This window comes from Agromyces sp. NPDC055661 (assembly GCF_053618135.1).
Map to the genome: position 1 here is coordinate 358,298 of NZ_JBSHHC010000001.1, position 20,602 is coordinate 378,899.

General features: G+C 72.5%; 18 protein-coding genes. 6 read left to right on the forward strand and 12 right to left on the reverse strand.

Annotated features, from left to right (window positions below):
* The first annotated feature begins 6 nt into the window (after positions 1–6).
* On the forward strand, positions 7–849 hold the full coding sequence (locus tag ACWGO8_RS01655) for an RDD family protein (RefSeq protein WP_452041413.1): 843 nt from the start codon (positions 7–9) through the stop codon (positions 847–849).
* A gap of 38 nt (positions 850–887) precedes the next feature.
* Here the strand turns inward: ACWGO8_RS01655 and ahcY are convergent, their stop codons facing one another.
* The 3 genes from ahcY to ACWGO8_RS01670 all read right to left on the reverse strand — a co-directional run bounded on the left by ahcY (position 888) and on the right by ACWGO8_RS01670 (position 4,183).
* Positions 888–2,366: an adenosylhomocysteinase gene (gene ahcY, locus ACWGO8_RS01660; protein WP_452041414.1), complete on the reverse strand. Its 1,479-nt coding sequence runs from the start codon at positions 2,364–2,366 to the stop codon at positions 888–890.
* A gap of 171 nt (positions 2,367–2,537) precedes the next feature.
* Positions 2,538–3,971 carry a phosphomannomutase/phosphoglucomutase gene (locus ACWGO8_RS01665; RefSeq protein WP_452041415.1) on the reverse strand — a complete coding sequence of 478 codons (1,434 nt, stop codon included), beginning with the start codon at positions 3,969–3,971 and terminating at the stop codon, positions 2,538–2,540.
* Positions 3,968–4,183 (reverse strand): DUF3499 family protein, encoded by a 216-nt coding sequence (locus ACWGO8_RS01670; RefSeq protein WP_376956653.1) that lies wholly within the window; start codon positions 4,181–4,183, stop codon positions 3,968–3,970. Before ACWGO8_RS01670 ends, ACWGO8_RS01665 begins: the two co-directional genes overlap by 4 nt.
* Before the next feature lie 117 nt (positions 4,184–4,300).
* Between ACWGO8_RS01670 and ACWGO8_RS01675 the strand changes: the two genes are divergently transcribed.
* A complete protein-coding gene (locus ACWGO8_RS01675) occupies positions 4,301–4,669 on the forward strand; it encodes a hypothetical protein (protein ID WP_376956652.1) in 369 nt (122 codons plus the stop codon).
* A 69-nt stretch (positions 4,670–4,738) separates the two neighbouring features.
* Here the strand turns inward: ACWGO8_RS01675 and ACWGO8_RS01680 are convergent, their stop codons facing one another.
* From ACWGO8_RS01680 to ACWGO8_RS01700, 5 genes are all read right to left on the reverse strand, one after another.
* Entirely contained in the window at positions 4,739–6,190 is a 1,452-nt protein-coding gene (locus ACWGO8_RS01680; RefSeq protein WP_452041416.1) for a DUF5719 family protein, read from the reverse strand.
* Positions 6,174–9,302 (reverse strand): glycosyltransferase, encoded by a 3,129-nt coding sequence (locus tag ACWGO8_RS01685; protein ID WP_452041417.1) that lies wholly within the window; start codon positions 9,300–9,302, stop codon positions 6,174–6,176. The genes ACWGO8_RS01680 and ACWGO8_RS01685 overlap by 17 nt, the downstream gene beginning before the upstream one ends.
* Before the next feature lie 174 nt (positions 9,303–9,476).
* Entirely contained in the window at positions 9,477–9,797 is a 321-nt protein-coding gene (locus tag ACWGO8_RS01690; protein WP_148731958.1) for a WhiB family transcriptional regulator, read from the reverse strand.
* 225 nt (positions 9,798–10,022) lie between these two features.
* Positions 10,023–10,991, reverse strand: a complete 969-nt coding sequence (gene galE, locus ACWGO8_RS01695; protein ID WP_452041418.1) for a UDP-glucose 4-epimerase GalE — start codon at positions 10,989–10,991, stop codon at positions 10,023–10,025.
* A gap of 161 nt (positions 10,992–11,152) precedes the next feature.
* Positions 11,153–11,302: a hypothetical protein gene (locus ACWGO8_RS01700; protein WP_452041419.1), complete on the reverse strand. Its 150-nt coding sequence runs from the start codon at positions 11,300–11,302 to the stop codon at positions 11,153–11,155.
* 84 nt (positions 11,303–11,386) lie between these two features.
* Between ACWGO8_RS01700 and ACWGO8_RS01705 the strand changes: the two genes are divergently transcribed.
* Positions 11,387–12,343 carry a GlxA family transcriptional regulator gene (locus ACWGO8_RS01705; RefSeq protein WP_376956642.1) on the forward strand — a complete coding sequence of 319 codons (957 nt, stop codon included), beginning with the start codon at positions 11,387–11,389 and terminating at the stop codon, positions 12,341–12,343.
* 145 nt (positions 12,344–12,488) lie between these two features.
* Here the strand turns inward: ACWGO8_RS01705 and ACWGO8_RS01710 are convergent, their stop codons facing one another.
* Positions 12,489–12,800: a GIY-YIG nuclease family protein gene (locus tag ACWGO8_RS01710; protein WP_452041420.1), complete on the reverse strand. Its 312-nt coding sequence runs from the start codon at positions 12,798–12,800 to the stop codon at positions 12,489–12,491.
* Positions 12,801–13,149: 349 nt separating this feature from the next.
* Positions 13,150–14,391 (reverse strand): mannose-6-phosphate isomerase, class I, encoded by a 1,242-nt coding sequence (gene manA / locus ACWGO8_RS01715; protein WP_452041421.1) that lies wholly within the window; start codon positions 14,389–14,391, stop codon positions 13,150–13,152.
* A 107-nt stretch (positions 14,392–14,498) separates the two neighbouring features.
* Between manA and ACWGO8_RS01720 the strand changes: the two genes are divergently transcribed.
* Genes ACWGO8_RS01720 through ACWGO8_RS01730 form a run of 3 tightly spaced genes read left to right on the forward strand, consistent with a single transcriptional unit; the run spans position 14,499 to position 18,367 of the window.
* Positions 14,499–15,677, forward strand: a complete 1,179-nt coding sequence (locus tag ACWGO8_RS01720) for an acyl-CoA dehydrogenase family protein (protein ID WP_452041422.1) — start codon at positions 14,499–14,501, stop codon at positions 15,675–15,677.
* Between the two features lie 24 nt (positions 15,678–15,701).
* On the forward strand, positions 15,702–17,057 hold the full coding sequence (locus tag ACWGO8_RS01725) for an O-antigen ligase family protein (RefSeq protein WP_452041423.1): 1,356 nt from the start codon (positions 15,702–15,704) through the stop codon (positions 17,055–17,057).
* Positions 17,054–18,367, forward strand: a complete 1,314-nt coding sequence (locus ACWGO8_RS01730) for an O-antigen ligase family protein (protein ID WP_452041424.1) — start codon at positions 17,054–17,056, stop codon at positions 18,365–18,367. The genes ACWGO8_RS01725 and ACWGO8_RS01730 overlap by 4 nt, the downstream gene beginning before the upstream one ends.
* 11 nt (positions 18,368–18,378) lie before the next feature.
* Here ACWGO8_RS01730 and ACWGO8_RS01735 read toward each other — a convergent pair whose 3' ends face one another.
* A complete protein-coding gene (locus tag ACWGO8_RS01735; RefSeq protein WP_452041425.1) occupies positions 18,379–19,377 on the reverse strand; it encodes a glycosyltransferase family 2 protein in 999 nt (332 codons plus the stop codon).
* Positions 19,377–20,552 carry a glycosyltransferase family 2 protein gene (locus ACWGO8_RS01740; RefSeq protein ID WP_452041426.1) on the reverse strand — a complete coding sequence of 392 codons (1,176 nt, stop codon included), beginning with the start codon at positions 20,550–20,552 and terminating at the stop codon, positions 19,377–19,379. Before ACWGO8_RS01740 ends, ACWGO8_RS01735 begins: the two co-directional genes overlap by 1 nt.
* Positions 20,553–20,602: the final 50 nt, after the last annotated feature.

Here is a 20,602-nt window from a genome sequence, read left to right on the forward strand (position 1 = left end):
CTACCCATGGCCGATCCGCCCGAATCCCGCAGCCGGGCGGCCCGTTTCGACGACGAGTCCCTCGTCACGGGCGAGGCCGTCGCCCTCGACCTGCGGCCCGCGAGCGCCCTCATCCGGGCGGGCGGCGCCGCCCTCGACGTGCTGCTCACGGTGGTCGTCATCATCGCGATGCTGCTGGCCCTCGCCGGCCTCTCGCTCGACGAGGCAGCGTTCCGGGCGATCATGATCGCGACCCTCGTGTTCGCCATCGTCGTGCTGCCGACCGCGATCGAGACCGCCTCGCACGGCCGGTCGGTCGGCAAGCTCGTGATGGGGCTGCGCGTCGTGCGCGACGACGGCGGCGGCACCGGCTTCCGCCACGCGTTCATCCGCGCACTCACCGGCGTCATCGAGATCTACCTCACGTTCGGCGGGCTCGCCGTGCTCGTCGGCTTCCTGAACCCCTCGTCGAAGCGCCTCGGCGACATCCTCGCCGGCACGCACGCCCAGGTCGAGCGGGTCCCCAAGGTGCCGTCGACCGCGTTCGGCGTCCCGCCCGAGCTCGTGGCATGGGCCGCGACCGCCGACGTGGCGCGCCTGCCCGACCCGCTCGCCCGCCGGGTGGCCTCCTTCTTCGAGAACGTGCACCACCTCGTGCCCGAGAGCCGGGCACGGCTGGCCCGATCACTCGCCGCCGAGGCGGCGCCCTTCGTGTCGCCGCTGCCGGCCGCCGATCCCGAGCGGTTCCTCGCCGCGGTCGTCGCGCTCCGGCGCGACCGCGACCTCACGGCGCTCCGCCTCGAGGACGCCCGCATGGCGTCGCTCGCGCCGGTGCTCACGGCGACGCCGGTCGGCTTCCCCGATCGGTGACGAGCGGATGCCGCGGGCTCGCGGCATCCGTCACCTGGTCAGTACCGGTAGTGGTCGACCTTGTACGGGCCCTCGACCGGCACGCCGATGTACGCGGCCTGCTCGGGCGTGAGCTCGGTGAGTTCGACGCCGAGCGCGTCGAGGTGCAGGCGCGCGACCTTCTCGTCGAGGTGCTTCGGCAGCACGTAGACGCCGACGGGGTAGGCGTCGGGTCGCGTCCACAGCTCGAGCTGGGCGAGCACCTGGTTCGTGAACGAGTTCGACATGACGAACGACGGATGCCCCGTCGCGTTGCCGAGGTTCATGAGGCGTCCCTCGCTGAGCACGAGCACGCTGCGTCCGTTGGGCAGGCGCCACTCGTGCACCTGGGGCTTGATCTCGACGCGCTCGGCGCCGGCGAGCGCCTCGAGGCCGGCCATGTCGATCTCGTTGTCGAAGTGCCCGACGTTCGCGACGATCGCGAGGTGCTTGAGGCCGAGCAGGTGCTCGACGCGCACGACGTCCTTGTTGCCCGTGCCGGTGACGAGGATATCGATCTCGCCGATGACCGAGTCGAGTCGCGAGACCTGGTAGCCGTCCATCGCGGCCTGCAGCGCGTTGATCGGGTCGATCTCCGAGACGATGACGCGTGCGCCCTGCCCGCGCAGCGCCTCGGCGGCGCCCTTGCCGACGTCGCCGTAGCCGGCGACGAACGCGACCTTGCCGCCCATGAGCACGTCGGTGGCGCGGTTCAGGCCGTCGGGCAGCGAGTGCCGGATGCCGTACTTGTTGTCGAACTTCGACTTCGTGACGGAGTCGTTCACGTTGATCGCCGGGAAGAGCAACTCGCCGCGCGCGTGCAGCTCGTAGAGGCGGTGCACGCCCGTCGTGGTCTCCTCGGTGACGCCCCGGATCTCGGCGGCGATGCGCGTCCACCGGTCGGCCGACAGCTCGAGCGAGCGGCGCAGGGTGTCGAGCACGACGCGGAACTCGTGGCTCGTGGCATCCGTCGCCTCGGGCACCGCGCCGGCCGCCTCGAACTCGCGACCGTGGTGCACGAGCAGGGTGGCGTCGCCGCCGTCGTCGAGGATCATGTTCGGGCCGATCCAGTCGGCGCCGGCGTCCGCGGCCTCTCCGGTCCAGTCGAAGATGCGGTCGGTGCACCACCAGTACTCCTCGAGCGTCTCGCCCTTCCAGGCGAAGACCGGGACGCCCCCGGGCTCGTCGACCGTGCCGTCGGGACCGACGACGACCGCGGCGGCCGCCTCGTCCTGCGTCGAGAAGATGTTGCAGCTCGCCCAGCGCACCTGCGCGCCGAGTGCGACGAGCGTCTCGATGAGCACGGCCGTCTGCACCGTCATGTGCAGGCTGCCCGCGATCCGGGCGCCGGCGAGGGGCTTCGACGCCCCGAACTCGGCGCGGAGCGCCATGAGCCCCGGCATCTCGTTCTCGGCGAGGCGGAGCTGGTGGCGGCCGGCCTCGGCGAGCGAGAGGTCGGCGACCTTGAAGGGCAGGGCGGTGGTGACGGGCGCATCCATGCCCACCATTGTGACAGGCTCCTCCGTCGTGTCACCGTTCTCAGGAGGCGTCCGCTCCGAACCGCCCGTTCTCAGGACGAATCGCCCCGACCGACGCGATTCCGCCGAGGATCTCCTGAAAACGGGAGAAGGCGGGCACGGGTCTGGACGGCGACGGAGGTCGCCCGCCGGTCAGGCCCGAATGAGCGCCAGGACCTCGTCGCGCACCGCGGCCATCGTCGGGGCATCCGCGCCCTCGACGTTGAGGCGCAGCAGCGGCTCGGTGTTCGACGGCCGCACGTTGAACCACCAGAACGGCTCGCTCTCGGCGGTGATGCCCGTGACGGTGAGGCCGTCGAGCTCGTCGAAGTCGGCGCGCCCGGTGTAGGCCTCGACGATTCGCGTGTAGGCGGCCGGCACGTCGTCGACGACGCTGTTGATCTCGCCCGAGAGCGAGTAGGGCGTGAAGCGGGCGGCGAGCTCGGAGAGCGGGGCCTCCTGCGCGCCGAACTCCGCGAGCACGTGCATCGCGGCGAGCATGCCGTTGTCGGCGCCCCAGAAGTCGCGGAAGTAGTAGTGCGCCGAGTGCTCGCCACCGAACACCGCGCCCGTCTCCCGCATGCGGTCCTTGATGAGCGAGTGGCCCACGCGCGTGCGCACGGCGACGGCGCCCTCGTTCTCGATGGTCTCGGCCACGAACCGCGAGGTGATGAGGTTGTGGATGACCGCCACCTCCTCCTCGCCGGTCGCGCGGACCCGCTCGATCTCGCGGACGGCCACGATCGCGGCGACCGCCGACGGGCTGACCGCGCCGCCGAGCTCGTCGACGACGAAGCAGCGGTCGGCGTCGCCGTCGAAGGCGAGGCCGAGGTCGGCGCCGTGCTCGACCACCGCGCGCTGCAGGTCGACGAGGTTCGCCGGCTCGAGGGGGTTGGCCTCGTGGTTCGGGAACGTGCCGTCGAGCTCGAAGTAGAGCGGCACGATCTCGAGCGGCAACTCGGGCAGGCCGGCGGCCTCGCCGAGCACCGCGGGAACCGTGAGCCCGCCCATGCCGTTGCCGGCGTCCACGACGATCTTCAAGGGTCGGATGCCGCCGAGCTCGACGAGCGACCGCAGGTGCGCCGCGTAGTCCGCCAGCACGTCGGCCGTGGCGACCGTGCCGGCGACCGGCGCGTCGGGGATGCCCTGCTCGAGGTAGTCCGCCGCGCGGTCGCGGATCGCGGCGAGGCCGGTGTCGAGCGAGATGCCCTGGGCGCCGGCGCGCGAGAACTTGATGCCGTTGTAGGTGGCTGGATTGTGGCTCGCCGTGAACATGGCGGCGGGCGCGTGCAGCGAGCCCGATGCGAAGTACGACTCGTCGGTGGAGCAGAGGCCGATGGCGACGACGTCGGCGCCGCGGCGGGTGGCCCCGCGTGCGAACGCGGCAGCGAACCCGGGCGACGAGTCGCGCATGTCGTGGCCGACGACGATGCGCCCGCCGGCTGCGCCGACCTCGTCGGCGAAGCCTGCGCCGAGCGCCTCGACGGTCTCGGCCGTGAGCCCTTCGCCCACGATCCCGCGGACGTCGTACGCCTTCACGATCGCGTGGAGGCGCGCGCGAACCTCAGGGCCTTCAGCGGGAGTCATGCCTTGAAACCTACCTCACCCATCCACGCGTGCCGGACGATCTGCCAGCCGACGGGCGCGGAGGTGCGCTCGGCATGACGGCGGCAGAGGTCGTAGCCGTGCGGCTCGGAGGTGAGGGAGAGCGGCCCCAGGACGGCCATCGAGTCCGCGTAGTCGAACGTCAGCGTCGCGACCGCCTCGGCGGCGCATGCGGTGCGCGAGCATCTCCTCATGGCTCCACCAGAGTAGCGACCGGAGCGGACATTACGATGGAGGGTATGCCTCGATCCCGTCGTGTCGCCACGCCTCGCTCACCTCGGCGGCTGGCCAGGGACCGGCACGGTCGCGGCATGCGCTCCGCAGTGACCGGACCGCACCTCGAACCGCTGCGCACGCGTCTCGACGAGTTCGACTTCACCGTCGCCACCACGGCCGCGTACCTGCGCGGGCTCTGGCCCGAGCTCGAGGGCGTCGTGTTCGAGGTGGCGCAGGGTCCGGCCGAGGCGATCCACGGCGACCACATCGACCGGTGGAAGGTCGTGCACGACGAACGTCGCATCACCTTCTACCGACTGCCGATCGTGCGGTTCCTGCGCCTCCAGGAGGGCGAGGACCGCGACGAGAAGCTGCTCGTCGAGAGCTGCGTGTTCCGCGCGGTGGCCGAGCTGCTCGACAAGGACCCCTGGGAGCTGGCGCCGGGGCGCTATCGGCACTTCTGACGCGACGCCGCCACTGCCGGCCGTGAGCGTCGACGCGTCGAGCGACCCGCTCGGAGGCCGCGTAGACGCTCAGTTCGGGTAGACGCGGATCGGCGAGTCGAGCGGCCCTGGCGGCTGCACGCCGAACGACGCGAGCTCGTCGGGGCCGTCGAACGAGACCGTCGCGTGCAGGCCCTGCGTCCCCGAGAGCACCGCCGAGGAGGCGCCCGCGAGCGGCACCGACGTCGCGCCGGCGGCCGGGACGGCGACCGTGCGCTCCTGTCCGTCGAGCGTGAGGGTGACCTCCGCGTCGGCGCCGGCGGGGTTCACCAGGTGCAGCGTCGCGGACGGGCCGGGCGGCACTGCGACGACCGCGCTGTCGAGCAGGGGCGCGGTGGCGGCGGTCCATGCGAAGTCGGAGGGGGCCGCGGCATCCGTCAGCCCCTCGGTGCCGCCGACCGAGGCCCGAGCCGCGGCGACGACCGGAGCGTCGGCCTCGACGCGGACCGTGTACGATCCGGCGTCGAGCACGCCGAGCGGCACGTCGAGCGTGCGGCCGGGATCGAGCGTCGCCTCGATGGTGCTGCCGCCGCTGCCGCCCTCGGGCACGACCCCGATCGAGACGTCGACGGGCGCGTTCCCCGGGGCGAAGAGGCGGACGATCGGGAAGTCGTCGCCGTCGGCGTGGTCCTCGACCGCCTCGACGCCGCCCGACTGCGGCACCACGAGGCCCGGGATGACCTGCGTCGTGGCGGGCGCGGCGGTCGTGCCGGTGAGCTCCATGCCGGCGGGCGCGAGTCCGACGATGGTCGACTGCTCGAGCGTCGCGGCGATCGCGCCGCCGGTGCTCGTGACGTGCACGACCGGCGAGACGAGGTTCGGCGCGAGGCCCGCGAGCGAGAGCACGCGCTGGCTGCCCGCGGGCACGATGATGCCGAGCGCCGACGGCGCCTCGACCGCGCCCGCCTCGCCCACGACGCGCACGTCGACCGTCGCGGCGACGGCGGTGGGGTTCGACAGCAGCACGAGTCCGCTGCGGCCCAGGTTCGTCGCGCCGGCGACGAGCCACGCGTCGGCGACCGCCTCCCCGCAGGCCGCGGCGGCGAAGCCACGGAGCGTCTCGGTCGACACGGACTGCGACTGGGCGCCCCCGAGCATGCCGGCGTCCACGCCGCCGGGTTCCGCGGCGATCGCGACGGGCGTGCCGTCCTGGGCCGCGTTCGGGTTGCCCGGCGCCTCGAGCGGCACCTGCTCGAGCGCGGCGTCGGCCGGCTCGGTCGCCGTCACGACGTCGGCGGGACCGACCGACGAGGCCGTCGTCGCCGCCGTGGCATCCTCGCCGAGCGACAGCAGCGGCCCCGGGCACACGCGGAGCTGGCGGCTCTCGGCGGGCTGCACGAGCTCGGACGGCGCCTCGTTCCGGTGGTCGGGCCACGGCACGAGCGCCGCGGCGGCGACCGTGGCGACCGCCAGCGCGGCCGCGGCGACGAGCGCAAGGGCCCGCAGGAGGACGCGGATGACGGTCCTACGACGAACGGCCATCGTCGTCTCCCTTCGCTGCGGGGTCGGCGGGGTCGTCGGGTGCGTCGGCGGCGCGGTCCGCGTCGGATGCCGCGGGCTCGGCTTCGACCGCGTCGGCCTCGGCATCGGATGCCACGGGATCCGCCTCGATGGCGTCGGCCTCGGCCTCGGCCTCGACGGTGTCGTCGACGGGCTCCGCGGCTTCAGCCTCGACCGCGTCCGCCTCGGCCTCCGGCTCCGCGGCTTCAGCCTCGGCCGCCTCGACCTCCGACTCGGCGATCACGACCGTCCCGCCCGCCACGGCCACCGCACCTCCGACGGCTGCGGCCTTCCCGCGCCTGCGGTGCGGACGCCGATCGACCTCGCGGCCCGCACCCGTCGGGATCGAGAGCAGGACCGTCGCGCCGATGACGAGCACCTGCACGATCGTGATGAGCACGGCGAGCCAGCCGCCCGCGTCGGGCGGGATCTGCGCCGCCTCGGCGTCGGGCTCGGCGGACGCGAACCGCCAGAGGGCGCCGAAGTCCGTCTCCCCCACTGCGATGAGGGCGGGATTCCCGTCGAGCGCCGTGCGTGCCCGCGCCTCGGTCTGCACCGCTTCGCGGCCGTCGTCCGACGCGGGTGCGAGCAGCACGAACGAGACGCCGAACTCGCGCACCGCGGCCTCGGGGTCGAACCCGCTGCGCGACGCCAGGTTGCCCGCCACGGTCGCGAGCTGCACCTGCTCGTCGGTGAGCTGGGTGCGGGTCTGGTCGAGCGTGGACTGGTCGTCGAGCGTCTCGCCCGTGCCGTGCTCCAGTGTCGCGCGCAGTCCGCCGTCGACCTCGGGCTCCATGCGCAGCGTCGTGACGCGCGGATCGGTCTCTGCCTGCGCGACGACGTAGGCGGGCAGCGTCCGCTCGCCTGCCGGAGCGAGTGGCACGGCGTCCGCGGCGACGGCGACGATGGTCGGCACCACGGCGACGATCGCCACGACCGCGACCACCGTGCCGAGGAGCGCCGGCCCGCGGCGCAGCGCGTCGAGGGCGGAGACCGAGGCAAGCACGAGGCCGAGCCATGCCAGGCTGAGCCCGGCGCCGGCCCACACGGCCACGACGTCGGGCCCGACGACCGCGACGGCGACGTGGGTCGCGGCGACCGCGGTCGCGTAGCCGAGGAGGACCGTGCCGAGCGTGAGCGTCGCACGGCGCCATCCGGGCGCGAGCACCGCGGCGAGGGCGGCGAGCACGAGCGGCACCGCGAGGATGCTCGCCACGAGCTTGGGGTCGAGCTCGACGAACGAGCCGACGAGCTCGTCCCATCCGCCCCAGCCGCCGCTCGGCAGGCCCACGGCGAGCTGCCACGGCGTCGGCACCGGGCCGCCCACGGGCACGCCCGGGTCGGCGAGGAGCCCGAACGGCGTCCCGCGGCCGACCTGCTCGACGATGAGCGGCAGCGCGAGCACGAGGGCGGGAACCGGCAGGCCGGCGAGGCGCACGGCCGCGCGTCCACTCACCGCGAGGGCGACGATCCAGCCGACGACGAGCGCCGGGGCGAGGCTCGGGGCCGCGGCGATCACGGCCGCGAAGAGCAGCGACGCGGTCGCCGCCGCGGCCCACGACGAGGCCGCGCCGAAGACCGCGAACGCGAGCCAGCCGAGGAGGACATGCGCGATCACCGCGCCGGGACGCGCCTCGGCGAGCGCCGTCAGGAACGGCGGCGCGAACGCGTACACGAGCGCGGCGACCGCGCGCAGCGAGCCGCGCTCGGTGAGCCGTGACGCCGCGAACCAGGCGCCGATCGCGGCGGCGGGGATCGCGACGAGCCAGAGCAGGAGCATCGCGTACGACGGCGCCCAGAAGGTGAACGAGCCGAGCACGGCGAGCGCGCCGCTGAACGGATCCGCCGCCCCGACGAAGCCGGTGCCGACGTCGCGCCAGCCGAACGCCGCGTTGCGCCACAGCTCCGCGAAACCCGACAACGGCAGCAGCCCGCCGCCGCCGACGCCGCTTGCCGTGATGAGCCACGAGAACAGCCCCACGGATGCCGCGGCGGTCGCGAGCAGCACCCAGCCGCCGCCCGTGCCGAGGAACTGCAGCTCGTTCGAGCGACCGCGTGCCCGCGCCTTGCGCGCCTCCGCGGCCGCCTCGCGGCGACGGCGCTGCTCGTCGGGCTGCAGGCGGAGCGGCGCGATGGCCGACCACTTGGCCTGCTTCGAGGCCGCGAGCACCCGTCGGGAGCGTGGAACGCGCATGCCCGAGAACATCGTGCCGAGCGCTGCGCCGAACTCGCCCGGGATCTCGCCCGGACGCTTGATGAGGAGGAGCCGGATCGCGCGGAGCAGCGCGAGCGGGACGAAGCTGATCCAGTGCAGCGGCACGGCGGGCGCCGGCGCATACGCGAGGCGCCGGTGCAGTGCGGCGGCGCGTGCCGCCCGAGCGTTCCGGCGACGGGTCCGGCTGCGGCCGTCACCGGGCGGGCCCGCGACGCCGTCCGCGGCGTACCGCACCTTCGCCTCGGGAACGACGGCGACGCGATGTCCGGCCACTCGCGCGCGGACCCCGAGGTCGAGGCCGTCGTCGACCGTGGGCAGCGCGGGATCGAAGCCCTCGAGCGCCTGCCAGACGGAGTGCCGCACGAGGACGGCTGCGGGATCGAGCCCGAGCACGTCGCTCAGCCCGTCGTGCTGGCCCTGGTCGAGCTCGTCGGCGACGACCGGGACACTGCGGCCGAGGCGGGTCATGGTGCGCCCGAGGCCGGCGATGCGGTCGGGCTCGTCCCACTCCATGAGCTTCGGCCCGGCGACGGCGACGGACCTCGAGGTCTCGAGCGTCGCCATGAGCTTCGCGAGCGCGCCGGACTGCGGCTCGGTGTCCTCGGCCAGTAGCCAGAGCGCGTCGGCGTCGGATGCCGGCGCTTCGAGCACGCGCTCCCCCGCGCGCAGCGCCTCGCCGAACGAGAGCGGCTCCTGCAGCTCGACGATGCGGTCGGGCGTCGCCCCGGCCACCTGCTCGCGCGCGAGCGCATCGGCCTGGGCGAGGACGACGACCAGCGCGTCGGGGGCGCGATCCTGGGAGCGGATCGCCTCGAGGGTCCGCTGCAGGTGGTCGCCGCCGTGACGCACGACGAGGACGGCGGTGACTCTGGGGAACATCGGGGCCAGCCTAAGCGGCCCCCGGCGCGGCATCCGGGCAGGCCACCGGGCGCGCCATGAAACGGGAGGTGAACGTCAGGCGGGCCGACCGCTGGCGAGGCGACGTCGTGAAACCGTCGCCTCGACGCGGATCACCCGTCCGGCGCGACACGCGGCCGCGCCGGACGGGGAGTGTCAGACCGCGCGCTTGCGGAGCTTGCGCCGCTCGCGCTCGGAGAGTCCGCCCCAGATGCCGAAGCGCTCGTCGTTGGCGAGTGCGTACTCGAGGCATTCGCCGCGGACCTCGCACCCGGTGCAGATCTTCTTCGCGTCGCGGGTGGAGCCGCCCTTCTCAGGGAAGAACGCCTCCGGATCGGTCTGCGCGCACAATGCGTCGCTCTGCCATGCCAGCGGATTGTCGTCGCCGACCCCTGAGCGAACCCCCGGAACGCCCAGCCTCACCGGATCGATGAACCAATCGTCAGGTACTCCAGAACGATATTCAGGATTGCCCATATCGTCTCCCACCCAGTTGTACCGACCACCCAGAGGGTGTGTCATGACAATTACACCGGTGTAATTCGCGGGAGTCAAGTCGGGAATCGTAAACCCTCAACTCTGCGTCGAGGCTTCATCGCCACCGCGACACGCCGACGTGTTCGCCAGACGTTACGCAGTCGGGACGGGCGTCCCGCGTTCCGGAGGTCGATCTCCGTTCGTGCGAGTCCCGTCGGACCCGATTCACTCCTCGGATGCCGCGCGACGCGCCTCCCACGCGCTCTCGACCATCTGCGCCAGCGTGTGCCGCATCTTCCAGTCGAGGTCGCGGGCGGCCAGGTCGCCCGACGCGACGATGCGGGCGGGATCGCCCGGGCGCCGCGGCCCGACCTCGGGCGTGAACTCGATGCCGGTGACGGCCGCGACGGTCTGCATGATCTCGCCGACCGACGAGCCGTCCCCCGAGCCGAGGTTGTAGACGGGCTCGAGCGGCTCGCCCGCGTCGAGGCGCTTCGCCGCGACCACGTGCGCCGCCGCGAGGTCGGCCACGTGGATGTAGTCGCGCACGCACGTGCCGTCGGGCGTCGGGTAGTCGTCTCCGTTGATGCGCGGCGTGCGGCCCTCGATGAGCGCCTCGAACACGAGCGGGAACAGGTTGTGCGGGCTCGGGTCGAACACCTCGGTGGTGCCCGAGCCGACGACGTTGAAGTACCGCAGGCTTGTGTGGCGCAGTCCCTCGGCACGCCCCTGGTCGGCGATGATCCACTCACCCACGAGCTTCGACTCGCCGTAGGGCGACTCGGGATGCTGCTCGGTGTCCTCGGTCACGAGGTCGACGTCGGGCGTGCCGTAGACGGCGGCGCTCGACGAGAAGACGATGCGATCGACCCCCTTGGCCGCCATGGCGGCGAGCAGCGTCGCCGTGCCGGTGACGTTCTGCTGGTAGGTATGCAGCGGGCGGGAGACCGAGACGCCGGCGTACTTGAAGCCGGCCAGGTGCACGACACCCTGGACGTCGAACCGCTCGATGGTGTTCTCGAGCTGCGGCCCGTCGAGGATGGTGCCCTGCACGAAACGTGCGCCGGTCGGGAGGAAGGCGTGCCGGCCCGAGGAGAGGTCGTCCACGACGACCGTGTCGATGCCCTGCTCGGCGAACGCACGCACGACGTGCGATCCGATGTACCCGGCGCCTCCGGTGACCAGCCAGCTCATGTTCCCGCCTCCCGCACGCGGTCGATCCGCATGCTCACCCCGATGCTATCGAGGGGCGGCGGGACGGCGCGGGTCGCGAGTCGCCGGCGGCCGTCCGGGACCGGGCCGGACGGGCCGCACGCGCGGCGTCGATCGCCGCGCGTGCACTCCCGTGGGCGGGATCAGACGAGACGGGTGGGCAGGTTCTCGATGTGGCGGTTGCGGTCCCGGATCTCGGGACGACCGTAACCGTCGCCTTCGAGGCGAAGCACGGTGGCGAGCACTCCCCAGACGGCGAGCCCCGCGATGACGAGGAACACGATGGTGGTCATGGCAGAAAATCTATCTCTTGCGACATCCTGCCGACAGTGGCAGAGTAGCCATACAACGACTCATTCCTGCCAACGGAGGCACCCGTGCTCCACTCCATCGCCTGCATCGCCGTTCCCCAGATGGCGCCGTTCGAATTCGGCGTGATCTGCGAGGTCTTCGGCATCGACCGCAGCGAGCAGGGCGGTCCCACCTTCGACTTCCACGTGGTCGCGGCCGAGCCCGGCCCGATCCCCACCAAGCTCGGCTTCGACGTGGTCGTGCACGAGGGGCTCGAGTTCGCCTACGAGGCCGACCTCGTCGCCGTACCGGCCTCCCTCATCGACACGCCGCCCGACGAGCGCGTGCTCGACGTCATCCGCCACGCCGTCGAGCGCGGCGCGTGGGTGCTGTCCGTGTGCTCGGGCGCCTTCACGCTCGGCCACGCGGGCGTGCTCGCCGGCCGCCGCGCCACCACGCACTGGATGTACACCGACCGCCTCGCCGAGATGTTCCCCGAGACCGAGGTCGACCCCGACGTGCTCTTCGTGCAGGACGACAAGGTCGTCACCGGTGCCGGCACTGCAGCGGGCATCGACGCGGCCCTGCACATCGTGCGCACCGAACTGGGCGCGAGCGCCGCGAACATCGTCGCGCGCCGCATGGTCGTCCCGCCGCAGCGCGACGGCGGTCAGTCGCAGTTCATCCAGACGCCCGTGCCCGAGTGCCACAGCGACTCGTTCGCCAAGGTCACCGAGTGGATGCTCGAGCACCTCGACCACGACCTGACGGTCGACCTGCTCGCCCGCAAGGCGCTCATGTCGCCGCGCACGTTCGCGCGACGGTTCCGCGCCGAGACCGGCACCACGCCGAACGCCTGGCTCAACCGCCAGCGCCTGCTGCGCGCGCAGCAGCTGCTCGAGGAGACCTCGCTCTCGCTCGAGGAGATCGCCCGCGAGACCGGCTTCGGCGCCGCGGCCGTGATGCGCCACCACTTCCTGAAGGTGCTGCAGACCACCCCCACCCAGTACCGCCGCCTGTTCGGCCTCCGCGCGGTCGGCTGACGAAGGATCGCTGAGCCTGTCGAAGCGAGCGCACCGCTCGCTGAGCCTGTCGAAGCGAGCGCACCGCTCGCTGAGCCCGTCGAAGCGGATCTCCCTGCTCGCTGAGCCCGTCGAAGCGAGCCACCGAATCGGCGTTTCTGCCAACTCAGGACGTCGTTTCGCGACCCGCCGTTCCGCGTGAACGGCCGCGCGCGAGTCTCGGGAGGATTTCGCCTGCCCCGATGATGAGTGCGAGCTTCTTCGACCGACTCCAACCTTGGATCTGTTTCTCCCGAGCGAATGCGTCGTCGACGCGGTCGAACTCCTCGAAATAGACGAGGCGCACCGGCCGATGCTTGCGCGTGAAGTTGGCGCCCAGGCCCTCGTTGTGCTGCCAGATCCGAGACTCGAGCGGCTGAACTGTACTGCCCGTGTAGAACGCTCCGTTGCTGCATCGCAGGATGTACACCCAAGCCATGGGCAGAGCATCGCCTGCATCGCACGCGTCGGTGCTCGCATCCGTCGATCCGTGGCGGCTCTCGATTCGGTGAGCGCCTGTGGAGGGGTGGTCGCGCAACCGACGTCGCTGCGCGAGCCCACTTCGACGGGCTCAGGGAGCGGAGGCAGCAACTCCCTTCGACGGGCTAAGGGACCGGAGGCAGCTCCCTTCGACGGGCTCAAGGAGCGACCGCGTAAGTCCCTTCGACGGGCTCAGGGAGCGACGGCGGCAGCTCCGTTCGGCGAGCTCAGGGAGCGGCGGCACCAGCTCCCTTCGATGGGCTCAGGGAGCGGAGGCAGCTCCCTTCGACGGGCTCAGGGAGCGGACGTCAGTCGCCGGTCGTCGCGATCCACGCGATGCCCTGGCCCGTCACGTCGAGCGCGCCCTCGTCGGGCGTGACGTAGACCGCCTCGCCGCGGGCGAGCTCCGCCTCGCCGTGCGCCCCCCGGAGGCGGATGGCGTCGCCCTCGGCGAGCACGATGGCCGGCCCGGAAAGGGGCACGCGCGCGGCATCCGCCGACCCGCCGAGCTCGGCGCGGTAGAGCACGAAGTCGGGCACGTCGGGACGGAACGCCTGCAGCGATGAGCCGACCTGCTCGGGCGCGAGCCGCGGCGGCGCGATGGGCGTGAAATCGAGCACGTCGAGGAGCTCGCCCACGTCGATGTGCTTCGGCGTGAGGCCGCCGCGCAGCACGTTGTCGCTGGCCGCCATGAGCTCGATGCCGAGGCCCGAGAGGTAGGCGTGGATGTTGCCGGCCGCGAGGTACAGCGCCTCGCCGCGGCGCAGGACCACGCGGTTGAGGAGCAGCGAGATCACGATGCCCGGGTCGCCCGGGTACACCTCGGCGAGCCGCGAGACCGTCGCGAAGGAGTCCGCGTACGCGGAGCCGCGGGCGACGTCGGACCCGGCGAGCGCGGTGACCCGCTCGACGACCCAGGTCGCCTCCCCCGTGTCCTCGCCGCGGCCGTCGCGCAGCAGCCACTCCACCGTGTCGCGCAGCGGGTCCGCGGTGCCGAGGCGAGCAGCGAGCAGGTCGAGCGCTCCGGGCTGCGGCTCGTCGGTTGCGGCATCCGCCTCGCGCAGCACCGCGAGCACGCCCGCGACCTCGTCGAGCGGCCGGAAGCCCGACAGCGCGTCGAACTCGTCGCTCACGGCGACGACCAGCTCGGGCTTGTGGAACGCGTCGCGGTAGTTGCGGTCGTACGCGGTCGCCGGGATGCCCTCGGCCTCCTCGCGGGCGAAGCCGGCGCGCGCCTGCTCGGGCGTCGGGTGGGCCTGGAGCGACAGGGGCTCGGCGGCCGCGAGGAGCTTCAGCAGGAACGGCAGCCGCGCACCCTGCGCGGCGAGCGCCGGCCCCAGCGCGCGCTCGGGATCGGCCGCGATCCACGCGGCGAGGTCGTCATGGCCGACGGATGCCGCGTCGTGCACCCGGGCGGGCGACCCCGCGTGCGCGCCGAGCCAGAGCTCCGCCTCGGGCGAGCCCGACGGCTCGACGCCGCGGAACTCGGCGATCGCACTCGTGGATCCCCACGCGTAATCGCGCGGCGTGTTGCCGATGGCCACAAACATCCTCGCTGGTCCCCTTCCGCCTTTGGGTCCAAACTACCAACCGGTTCGGGCCGCGTTCGGGGCCGCCCGTAGTCTCGGGCCATCCCACCCCACGCATTGGAGCAGTCATGACGTTCGAGCCGCTCGCGAGCGACTTCTACTCGTACGAATCCCTTCTCGGCGACCGGGAGCGGGCCGCCATCGCGGAGCTCCGTGCGTGGCTCGAGGCCGAGGTCCGGCCGGTCATCAACGGCTACTGGGAGCGCGCGGAGTTCCCGACGCAGTTCGTCAAGCCGCTCGCCGACCTCGGGGTCCTGTCGTACGCGTGGGACGAGACGGCGCCGTTCGAGAACTCGGCCGTCTTCCGCGGCTTCGTCGCCCTGGAGCTCGCCCGCGTCGACGCGTCGGTCGCGACCTTCGTGGGCGTGCAGAACGGCCTCGTCACCGGCGCGCTGTCGCTGTGCGGCTCCGACGAGCAGCGCGCGGAGTGGATCCCGAGGCTCGCGAGCGGCGAGCTCGTCGGCGCCTTCGGCCTCACCGAGCCGCTGTCGGGCTCGGACTCGGCGCAGGGCCTGCGCACGACCGCGACGCGCGACGGCGACGAGTGGGTGCTCACCGGCGCGAAGCGCTGGATCGGCAACGCGACCTTCTCGGACATCACGATCATCTGGGCGAAGGACGTCGAGGACGGCCAGGTCAAGGGCTTCATCGTGCCCACGTCGACGCCCGGCTACTCCGCCACGAAGATCGAGGGCAAGATCAGCCTGCGGCCCGTGCAGAACGCCGACATCACGCTCGACCACGTGCGCGTGCCCGAGTCGCTGCGGCTCCAGCGGGCGAACTCGTTCCGCGACACCGCGAGCGTGTTGCGCCTCACGCGCGCCGAGGTGGCGTGGGCCGCGGTCGGCACGTCGATCGGCGCCTACGAGGCGGCCGTGCGGTACGCCGGCGAGCGCGTGCAGTTCGGTCGGACCATCGGCTCGCACCAGCTCATCCAGGACCTGCTCGTGAAGTGCCTCGGCAACATCACCGCCTCGATCGGCATGGTCGTGCGCGTCTCCGAGATGCTCGACGCCGGCGAGCAGCGCGACGAGCACTCGGCCCTCGCGAAGGCGTATGCCACCTCGCGCATGCGCGAGACGGTGGCGTGGGCACGCGAGGCGATGGGCGGCAACGGCATCGTGCTCGAACACGAGGCCGCCCGGTTCTTCGCCGACGCGGAGGCCCTCTACTCCTACGAGGGCACGCGCGAGATGAACACCCTCATCGTGGGCCGCAAGATCACCGGGACCGCCGCGTTCGTCTGATGCTCGCGCGATAGCCTTGGACGCATGACCACCGGCCGACGCCGCACGCTCATCGGCGCGTACGCGACGTTCGCGCTGTTCACCGTCCTCGCGGGCCAGTTCTGGCGCAACCTCCTCGGCTGGTGGGGCTTCGCGGCGGTCGCGCTCGCGGTCGTGGTCGGGGCCGTGATCCTCGTCGTCGCCGAGAAGCCGGCCTGGCGGTGGCGGCGGGTGCCGAAGTCGACGATCGCGTTCGTCGGGCTCGCCGTGCTGTCGATCGCGTGGTCGTTCTACCCCGCGGCATCCGTGCTCGGCGTCGTGATCACCCTCGTGACGACGTTCACCGGCGTCGCGCTGGCGCTGTGCCTCACCTGGACGCGGTTCGAGCGCGCCCTCGCCGCGGCGATCAAGTGGGTGCTCGGGCTCTCGATCGCGTTCGAGCTGTGGGTGGCGATCTTCGTGCAGGAGCCGCTGCCCCCGAACTTCACCGACTACCCCGACGACGCGCCGGCGGCGTTCTTCTGGTCGCGCGACCTGCTCTTCCAGGGCGGCCCGATCGAGGGCATCGTCGCGAGCCGCAACCTACTCGGCATGATCGCGCTCCTCGGCCTCATCGTGTTCGGGGCGCGCCTCGCGGCCGGCAGCATCCGGCGCGCGCAGGGCATCGGCTGGCTCGTGGTGTCGGGCGCCGTGATGCTGCTCACCCGCTCGGCGACCGTCATCCTCGTCGGCGTGGTCGTGCTGGTCGCATGGGGCTTCGTCGTGTGGGCGCGACGGGTCGGGCCCGACCGGCGCCGAGGCGTGTACTGGGCCGCGGCCGGCGTGCTCGCGGCATCCGTCGCCCTGCTCGTCGTGTTCTGGGGTGCGCTGCTCGACCTGTTCGGCAAGAGCGAGGACCTCACCGGCCGGCTCGACATCTGGTCGTCGGTGATCGGCCTCGCCGCCGAGCGGCCGTGGTTCGGCTGGGGCTGGATCGGCTACTGGCAACCGTGGGTCGAGCCGTTCCAGGGGCTCGCGGTGCGCAACGGCGTGGAGTACCTGCAGGCGCACAACGCGTGGCTCGACGTCTGGCTGCAGCTCGGGATCGTCGGGCTCATCGCGTTCGCGTCGATCGTGATCGGCGCGCTGTGGCGGTCGTGGTTCCTCGCCGTCGACCGGCCGCGCGACGAGGCGGGCGGGCCGCTCCCCCACTCCGCGGCGTCGCTCGTGCCGCTGCTCGTGCTCGTCGCACTGATCGGCCAGAGCATCGCCGAGAGCCGCATCCTGATCGAGGGCGGCTGGCTGCTGCTCATCGCCATCGCCTGGTCGACGAAGCGGCGGCAGTGGGCGCCCGAGCCGCTGCCCGCGGAACCGCCGCCCGTCCCCGCCTCGCGGATGCCGCCGCCGGAGCCCGCCCGATGACGGATCCCGCCGCCGGCGCGCACCTCAGCCGCGCGCTGCGCGAGTTCGTGGGGTCCGCCCGGTTCGCGCAGGCGCTCACGCTGCTCGCCGTGGGCTTCGCGTTCTCGACCCACGCGGTGCGCAGCCTCATCGGCTGGCCCGGACTCGTCGCGGCGCTCGTCGGCCTCCTCGTGCTCTGCGGGCTCTCCCTCGTCGCGCGGTGGCGCGCGGTCGAGTGGTACGGCATCCTGCCGATCACCATCCTCGTGTTCGTCGGGTGGTGCGCGGCATCCGTGCTCTGGAGCAGCACGCCCGGCGCCACGGCGCTGCGGGTCGTCTACCTCGTGGCGTTCGCCGTGATCGGGGTCTACGTGGCGCTCATGCGCGACACGATCCAGATCGTGCGCGCCTTCGGCGACGTCATGCGCGTGCTCCTGGGCGTCTCGATCGGGCTCGAGGTGCTCGCCGGCATCCTCATCGACGCGCCGATCGCGGTGCTCGGCATCCAGGGGAACATCGCGAATCTCGGCCCGATCCAGGGCGTGTTCGGGTCGCGCAACCTGCTCGGCTTCGTGGCGCTCATCGCCCTGCTCACCTTCATCGTGGAGTGGCGCACGAAGATCGTGCAGCGCGGACGCGCGATCGGCTCCATCGTGCTCGCGGCCCTGTGCATCGTGCTCTCGGGCTCGCCCACCACGTGGGTCGCGCTCGGCGCCGCGCTGCTGGCGCTCGCCGCGCTTTACGGCCTGCGCCGGGCCGCGCCCGCGACGCGCTGGCGCTGGCAGCTCGTGCTGCTCGCCGCCGGCCTCGCCGCGCTCGTGACCGCGTGGATCCTGCGGATCCGGATCATCGAGCTGCTCGACGCACGCGGCGAGTTCGACGTGCGCCTCGACGTCTGGCGCGAGCTGTCGCGCTACCTCAACCAGAACCCGCTGCAGGGCTGGGGGTGGGTCGGCGCCTGGCCCGACACGGCGCCGTACACGTGGATCGAGCTCGCCACGGGCCGGCCGCACTCGTCGGCGCTCAGCGCGTACATCGACGTGTACTTCCAGGTGGGCGTCATCGGGGCGCTGATGTTCATCGCGCTCGTCGGCGTCGCGCTCGTGCGCGCGTGGCTGCTCGCCTCGAGCCGCCGCAGCGTCGTGTACGTGTGGCCGGCGCTGATGCTCGTCGTCATCGCCGTCACGAGCTTCGCCGAGAGCTTCGCCCTCGGCGAGGGCGGCTGGATGCTCCTCGTCGTGTGCGCGGTCAAGGCCGCCCGCGACATGAGCTGGCGCGACGCGCTCGCAGCCGGTCGTCCGCCCGCGCCCACGCACGAGGAACTGACGTAGGCGGAGCCGCCCTAGACGGGTTGGACGAGGTCGCGCAGCACGTCCTGCGCACCGAGGCCGTAACGCCCGTATGCCCCCGAGCGCCACTCGCGCCAGACCGACGGGAGGCGACGCAGGCGGGAGGCGGGGATGCCCTGCCGCATGCGCTCGTGCGCCAGCTTCGCCTGCACCTCGGCCTCGACCTCGGGGCGATCGCCGGCGATGGCGGGGAGCCTGTCGGCGAGGTCCTGCGCGCGGGCGAGCAGTCGCGCGTTGCGTGCCGTACGCGGTTCGCGCAGGCGCGCGAGCTTGCCGCCGGCGCCGAGCCGGGACACGCCGATCTGGTTCGCCCCGTGCTGACGGTAGTCGATGACGGGCTCGGCGACGACCGCGATGCCCCCGCCGACCGACGCGACGATCGCGAGCCACTCGTCGTGCACCCAGCTTGCGGGGAACGGCGCGGCGCGCTCGACGAGCGCCCGGGACACGAGCATGGTCGCCCCGGTGAGCAGGTTCCGCTTCAGCAGCTCGCCGAACGCGGCATCCGTGCCGAGCCTCGTGCGCGTCGCGTGGTCGACGCCGAGGGTCTCGAGCAGCGAGGAGCCGAGCGGAGCCCCGGTCTCGTCGACGAGCCGGGCCTCGGCCGCGACGAGGTCGAGCCCGGGGCGTCCGCCGAACTCGGCCAGCGCGCGCTCCACCCGGTCGGGGTGCCACACGTCGTCCTGGTCGCAGAGCGCGATGAGGTCGCCGGATGCCGCGCGCAGGGCCTGCTCGAAGTTGGGCGTCACGCCGAGCGCCACGGGGTTGCGCCTGACGACGAGCGCCGGCGTCGCGGCATCCGTCGCCCGGTGCTCGGCGATGACCTGCTCGGCGAGCTCGACCGTGCCGTCGCCCGATGCGTCGTCGGAGAGCACGATCTCGTCGACCGGGTGCGTCTGGGCGAGGATGCTCTCGAGCTGCTCGCGCAGGTAACGCGCGCCGTTGTGCGTGCCGAGCGCGACCGAGACGCGCGCCCGGGGCGTGGCGGACATCAGCGGTTCCGCTTGAGGCCCACGTTGAGCACGCCGAGGAACATGCCGGCCATGATCGTCTGCGCGCCGAGCATCATGAGCAGCGCGGCCAGCACCGCGGTGCGCAGCGTGCTCGTCGGGTCGAGCGCCCCGAAGCCGGTCGACGCCCACACGGAGAACTGCCAGATCGCGATGGCGAGCCCGATCACGAAGATCGCGAGCCCGACGAGCGCGCTGCTCTCGAGGCTGATGCGCCGTTCGAGCCGGTCGAAGTTGCGCGACCTGGGGATGCGGAACCCCTCGTGCTGCGCGTAGATCTTCGTGAGGATCGCGAACAGCACCGATTGGTACCCGACGACGGTCAGCGCCGCGAGGTACACCTGGCTCGACACGTCGAAGCCGACGTCGCCGAGGATGATCGGCCCGAAGCTGAGGAACAGGGTGCCGAGCAGCCCGATGAAGAACGCCACCGCCCCCGGGATGAGGAACAGCCAGCGCGGGCTGAAGATCAGGAGGAACCGCAGGTGGCGCCAGCCGTCGCGCCAGCTGCGCAGGTGCGGCGGCCGGCTGCGGCCGTCCTTGTCGAGGGTGGTCGGCACCTCGGAGACGCGGAGGCCGCCGAGCGTGGACTTCACCACGACCTCGCTCGCGAACTCCATGCCCGTGGTCTGCAGGTGCAGGTTGAGGATCGACCGGCGGTTGAACCCGCGGAGGCCGCAGTGGAAGTCGCCGATGGGCGACCGGAACAGCACCCGCCCGATCCAGGAGAGCACGGGGTTGCCGAGGTACTTGTGCAGCGGCGGCATGGCGCCCTCGGCGATGCCGCCCTTGAAGCGGTTGCCCATGACGAGCTCGTCGCCCGCGCGGAGCCGCTCGACGAACGGGTCGAGGCGGGAGAAGTCGTAGCTGTCGTCGGCGTCGCCCATGATGACGTACTCGCCGCGGGCGGCGTCGATGCCGCCCATGAGCGCGCTGCCGTAGCCCTTCGCCGGCACGTCGACGACGCGGGCGCCGTGCGCGCGGGCGATGTCCTGCGAACCGTCGGTGGACCCGTTGTCGGCGATGACGACCTCGCCGACGACGCCGCTGCGCTCCAGGTAGCCCTGGGCCTTGTCGATGCACGTCGCGAGGGTCTCGGCCTCGTTGAGGCACGGCATTACGATCGAGAGCTCGATCGCCTCGGTGGAAGTCGGCATGCGCGGGGGTCCTGTCGTACGCGGGGCAGCCTCCCCATCGTACAGAATGG

Bases quoted from the DNA above. Each gene is read 5' to 3' on its own strand.
- ACWGO8_RS01655 (WP_452041413.1), top strand. From the start codon at position 7: ATGGCCGATCCGCCCGAATCCCGCAGCCGGGCGGCCCGTTTCGACGAC.
- ahcY (WP_452041414.1), bottom strand. From the start codon at position 2,366: ATGGATGCGCCCGTCACCACCGCCCTGCCCTTCAAGGTCGCCGACCTC.
- ACWGO8_RS01665 (WP_452041415.1), bottom strand. From the start codon at position 3,971: ATGACTCCCGCTGAAGGCCCTGAGGTTCGCGCGCGCCTCCACGCGATC.
- ACWGO8_RS01670 (WP_376956653.1), bottom strand. From the start codon at position 4,183: ATGAGGAGATGCTCGCGCACCGCATGCGCCGCCGAGGCGGTCGCGACG.
- ACWGO8_RS01675 (WP_376956652.1), top strand. From the start codon at position 4,301: ATGCGCTCCGCAGTGACCGGACCGCACCTCGAACCGCTGCGCACGCGT.
- ACWGO8_RS01680 (WP_452041416.1), bottom strand. From the start codon at position 6,190: ATGGCCGTTCGTCGTAGGACCGTCATCCGCGTCCTCCTGCGGGCCCTT.
- ACWGO8_RS01685 (WP_452041417.1), bottom strand. From the start codon at position 9,302: ATGTTCCCCAGAGTCACCGCCGTCCTCGTCGTGCGTCACGGCGGCGAC.
- ACWGO8_RS01690 (WP_148731958.1), bottom strand. From the start codon at position 9,797: ATGGGCAATCCTGAATATCGTTCTGGAGTACCTGACGATTGGTTCATC.
- galE (WP_452041418.1), bottom strand. From the start codon at position 10,991: ATGAGCTGGCTGGTCACCGGAGGCGCCGGGTACATCGGATCGCACGTC.
- ACWGO8_RS01700 (WP_452041419.1), bottom strand. From the start codon at position 11,302: ATGACCACCATCGTGTTCCTCGTCATCGCGGGGCTCGCCGTCTGGGGA.
- ACWGO8_RS01710 (WP_452041420.1), bottom strand. From the start codon at position 12,800: ATGGCTTGGGTGTACATCCTGCGATGCAGCAACGGAGCGTTCTACACG.
- manA (WP_452041421.1), bottom strand. From the start codon at position 14,391: ATGTTTGTGGCCATCGGCAACACGCCGCGCGATTACGCGTGGGGATCC.
- ACWGO8_RS01720 (WP_452041422.1), top strand. From the start codon at position 14,499: ATGACGTTCGAGCCGCTCGCGAGCGACTTCTACTCGTACGAATCCCTT.
- ACWGO8_RS01725 (WP_452041423.1), top strand. From the start codon at position 15,702: ATGACCACCGGCCGACGCCGCACGCTCATCGGCGCGTACGCGACGTTC.
- ACWGO8_RS01730 (WP_452041424.1), top strand. From the start codon at position 17,054: ATGACGGATCCCGCCGCCGGCGCGCACCTCAGCCGCGCGCTGCGCGAG.
- ACWGO8_RS01735 (WP_452041425.1), bottom strand. From the start codon at position 19,377: ATGTCCGCCACGCCCCGGGCGCGCGTCTCGGTCGCGCTCGGCACGCAC.
- ACWGO8_RS01740 (WP_452041426.1), bottom strand. From the start codon at position 20,552: ATGCCGACTTCCACCGAGGCGATCGAGCTCTCGATCGTAATGCCGTGC.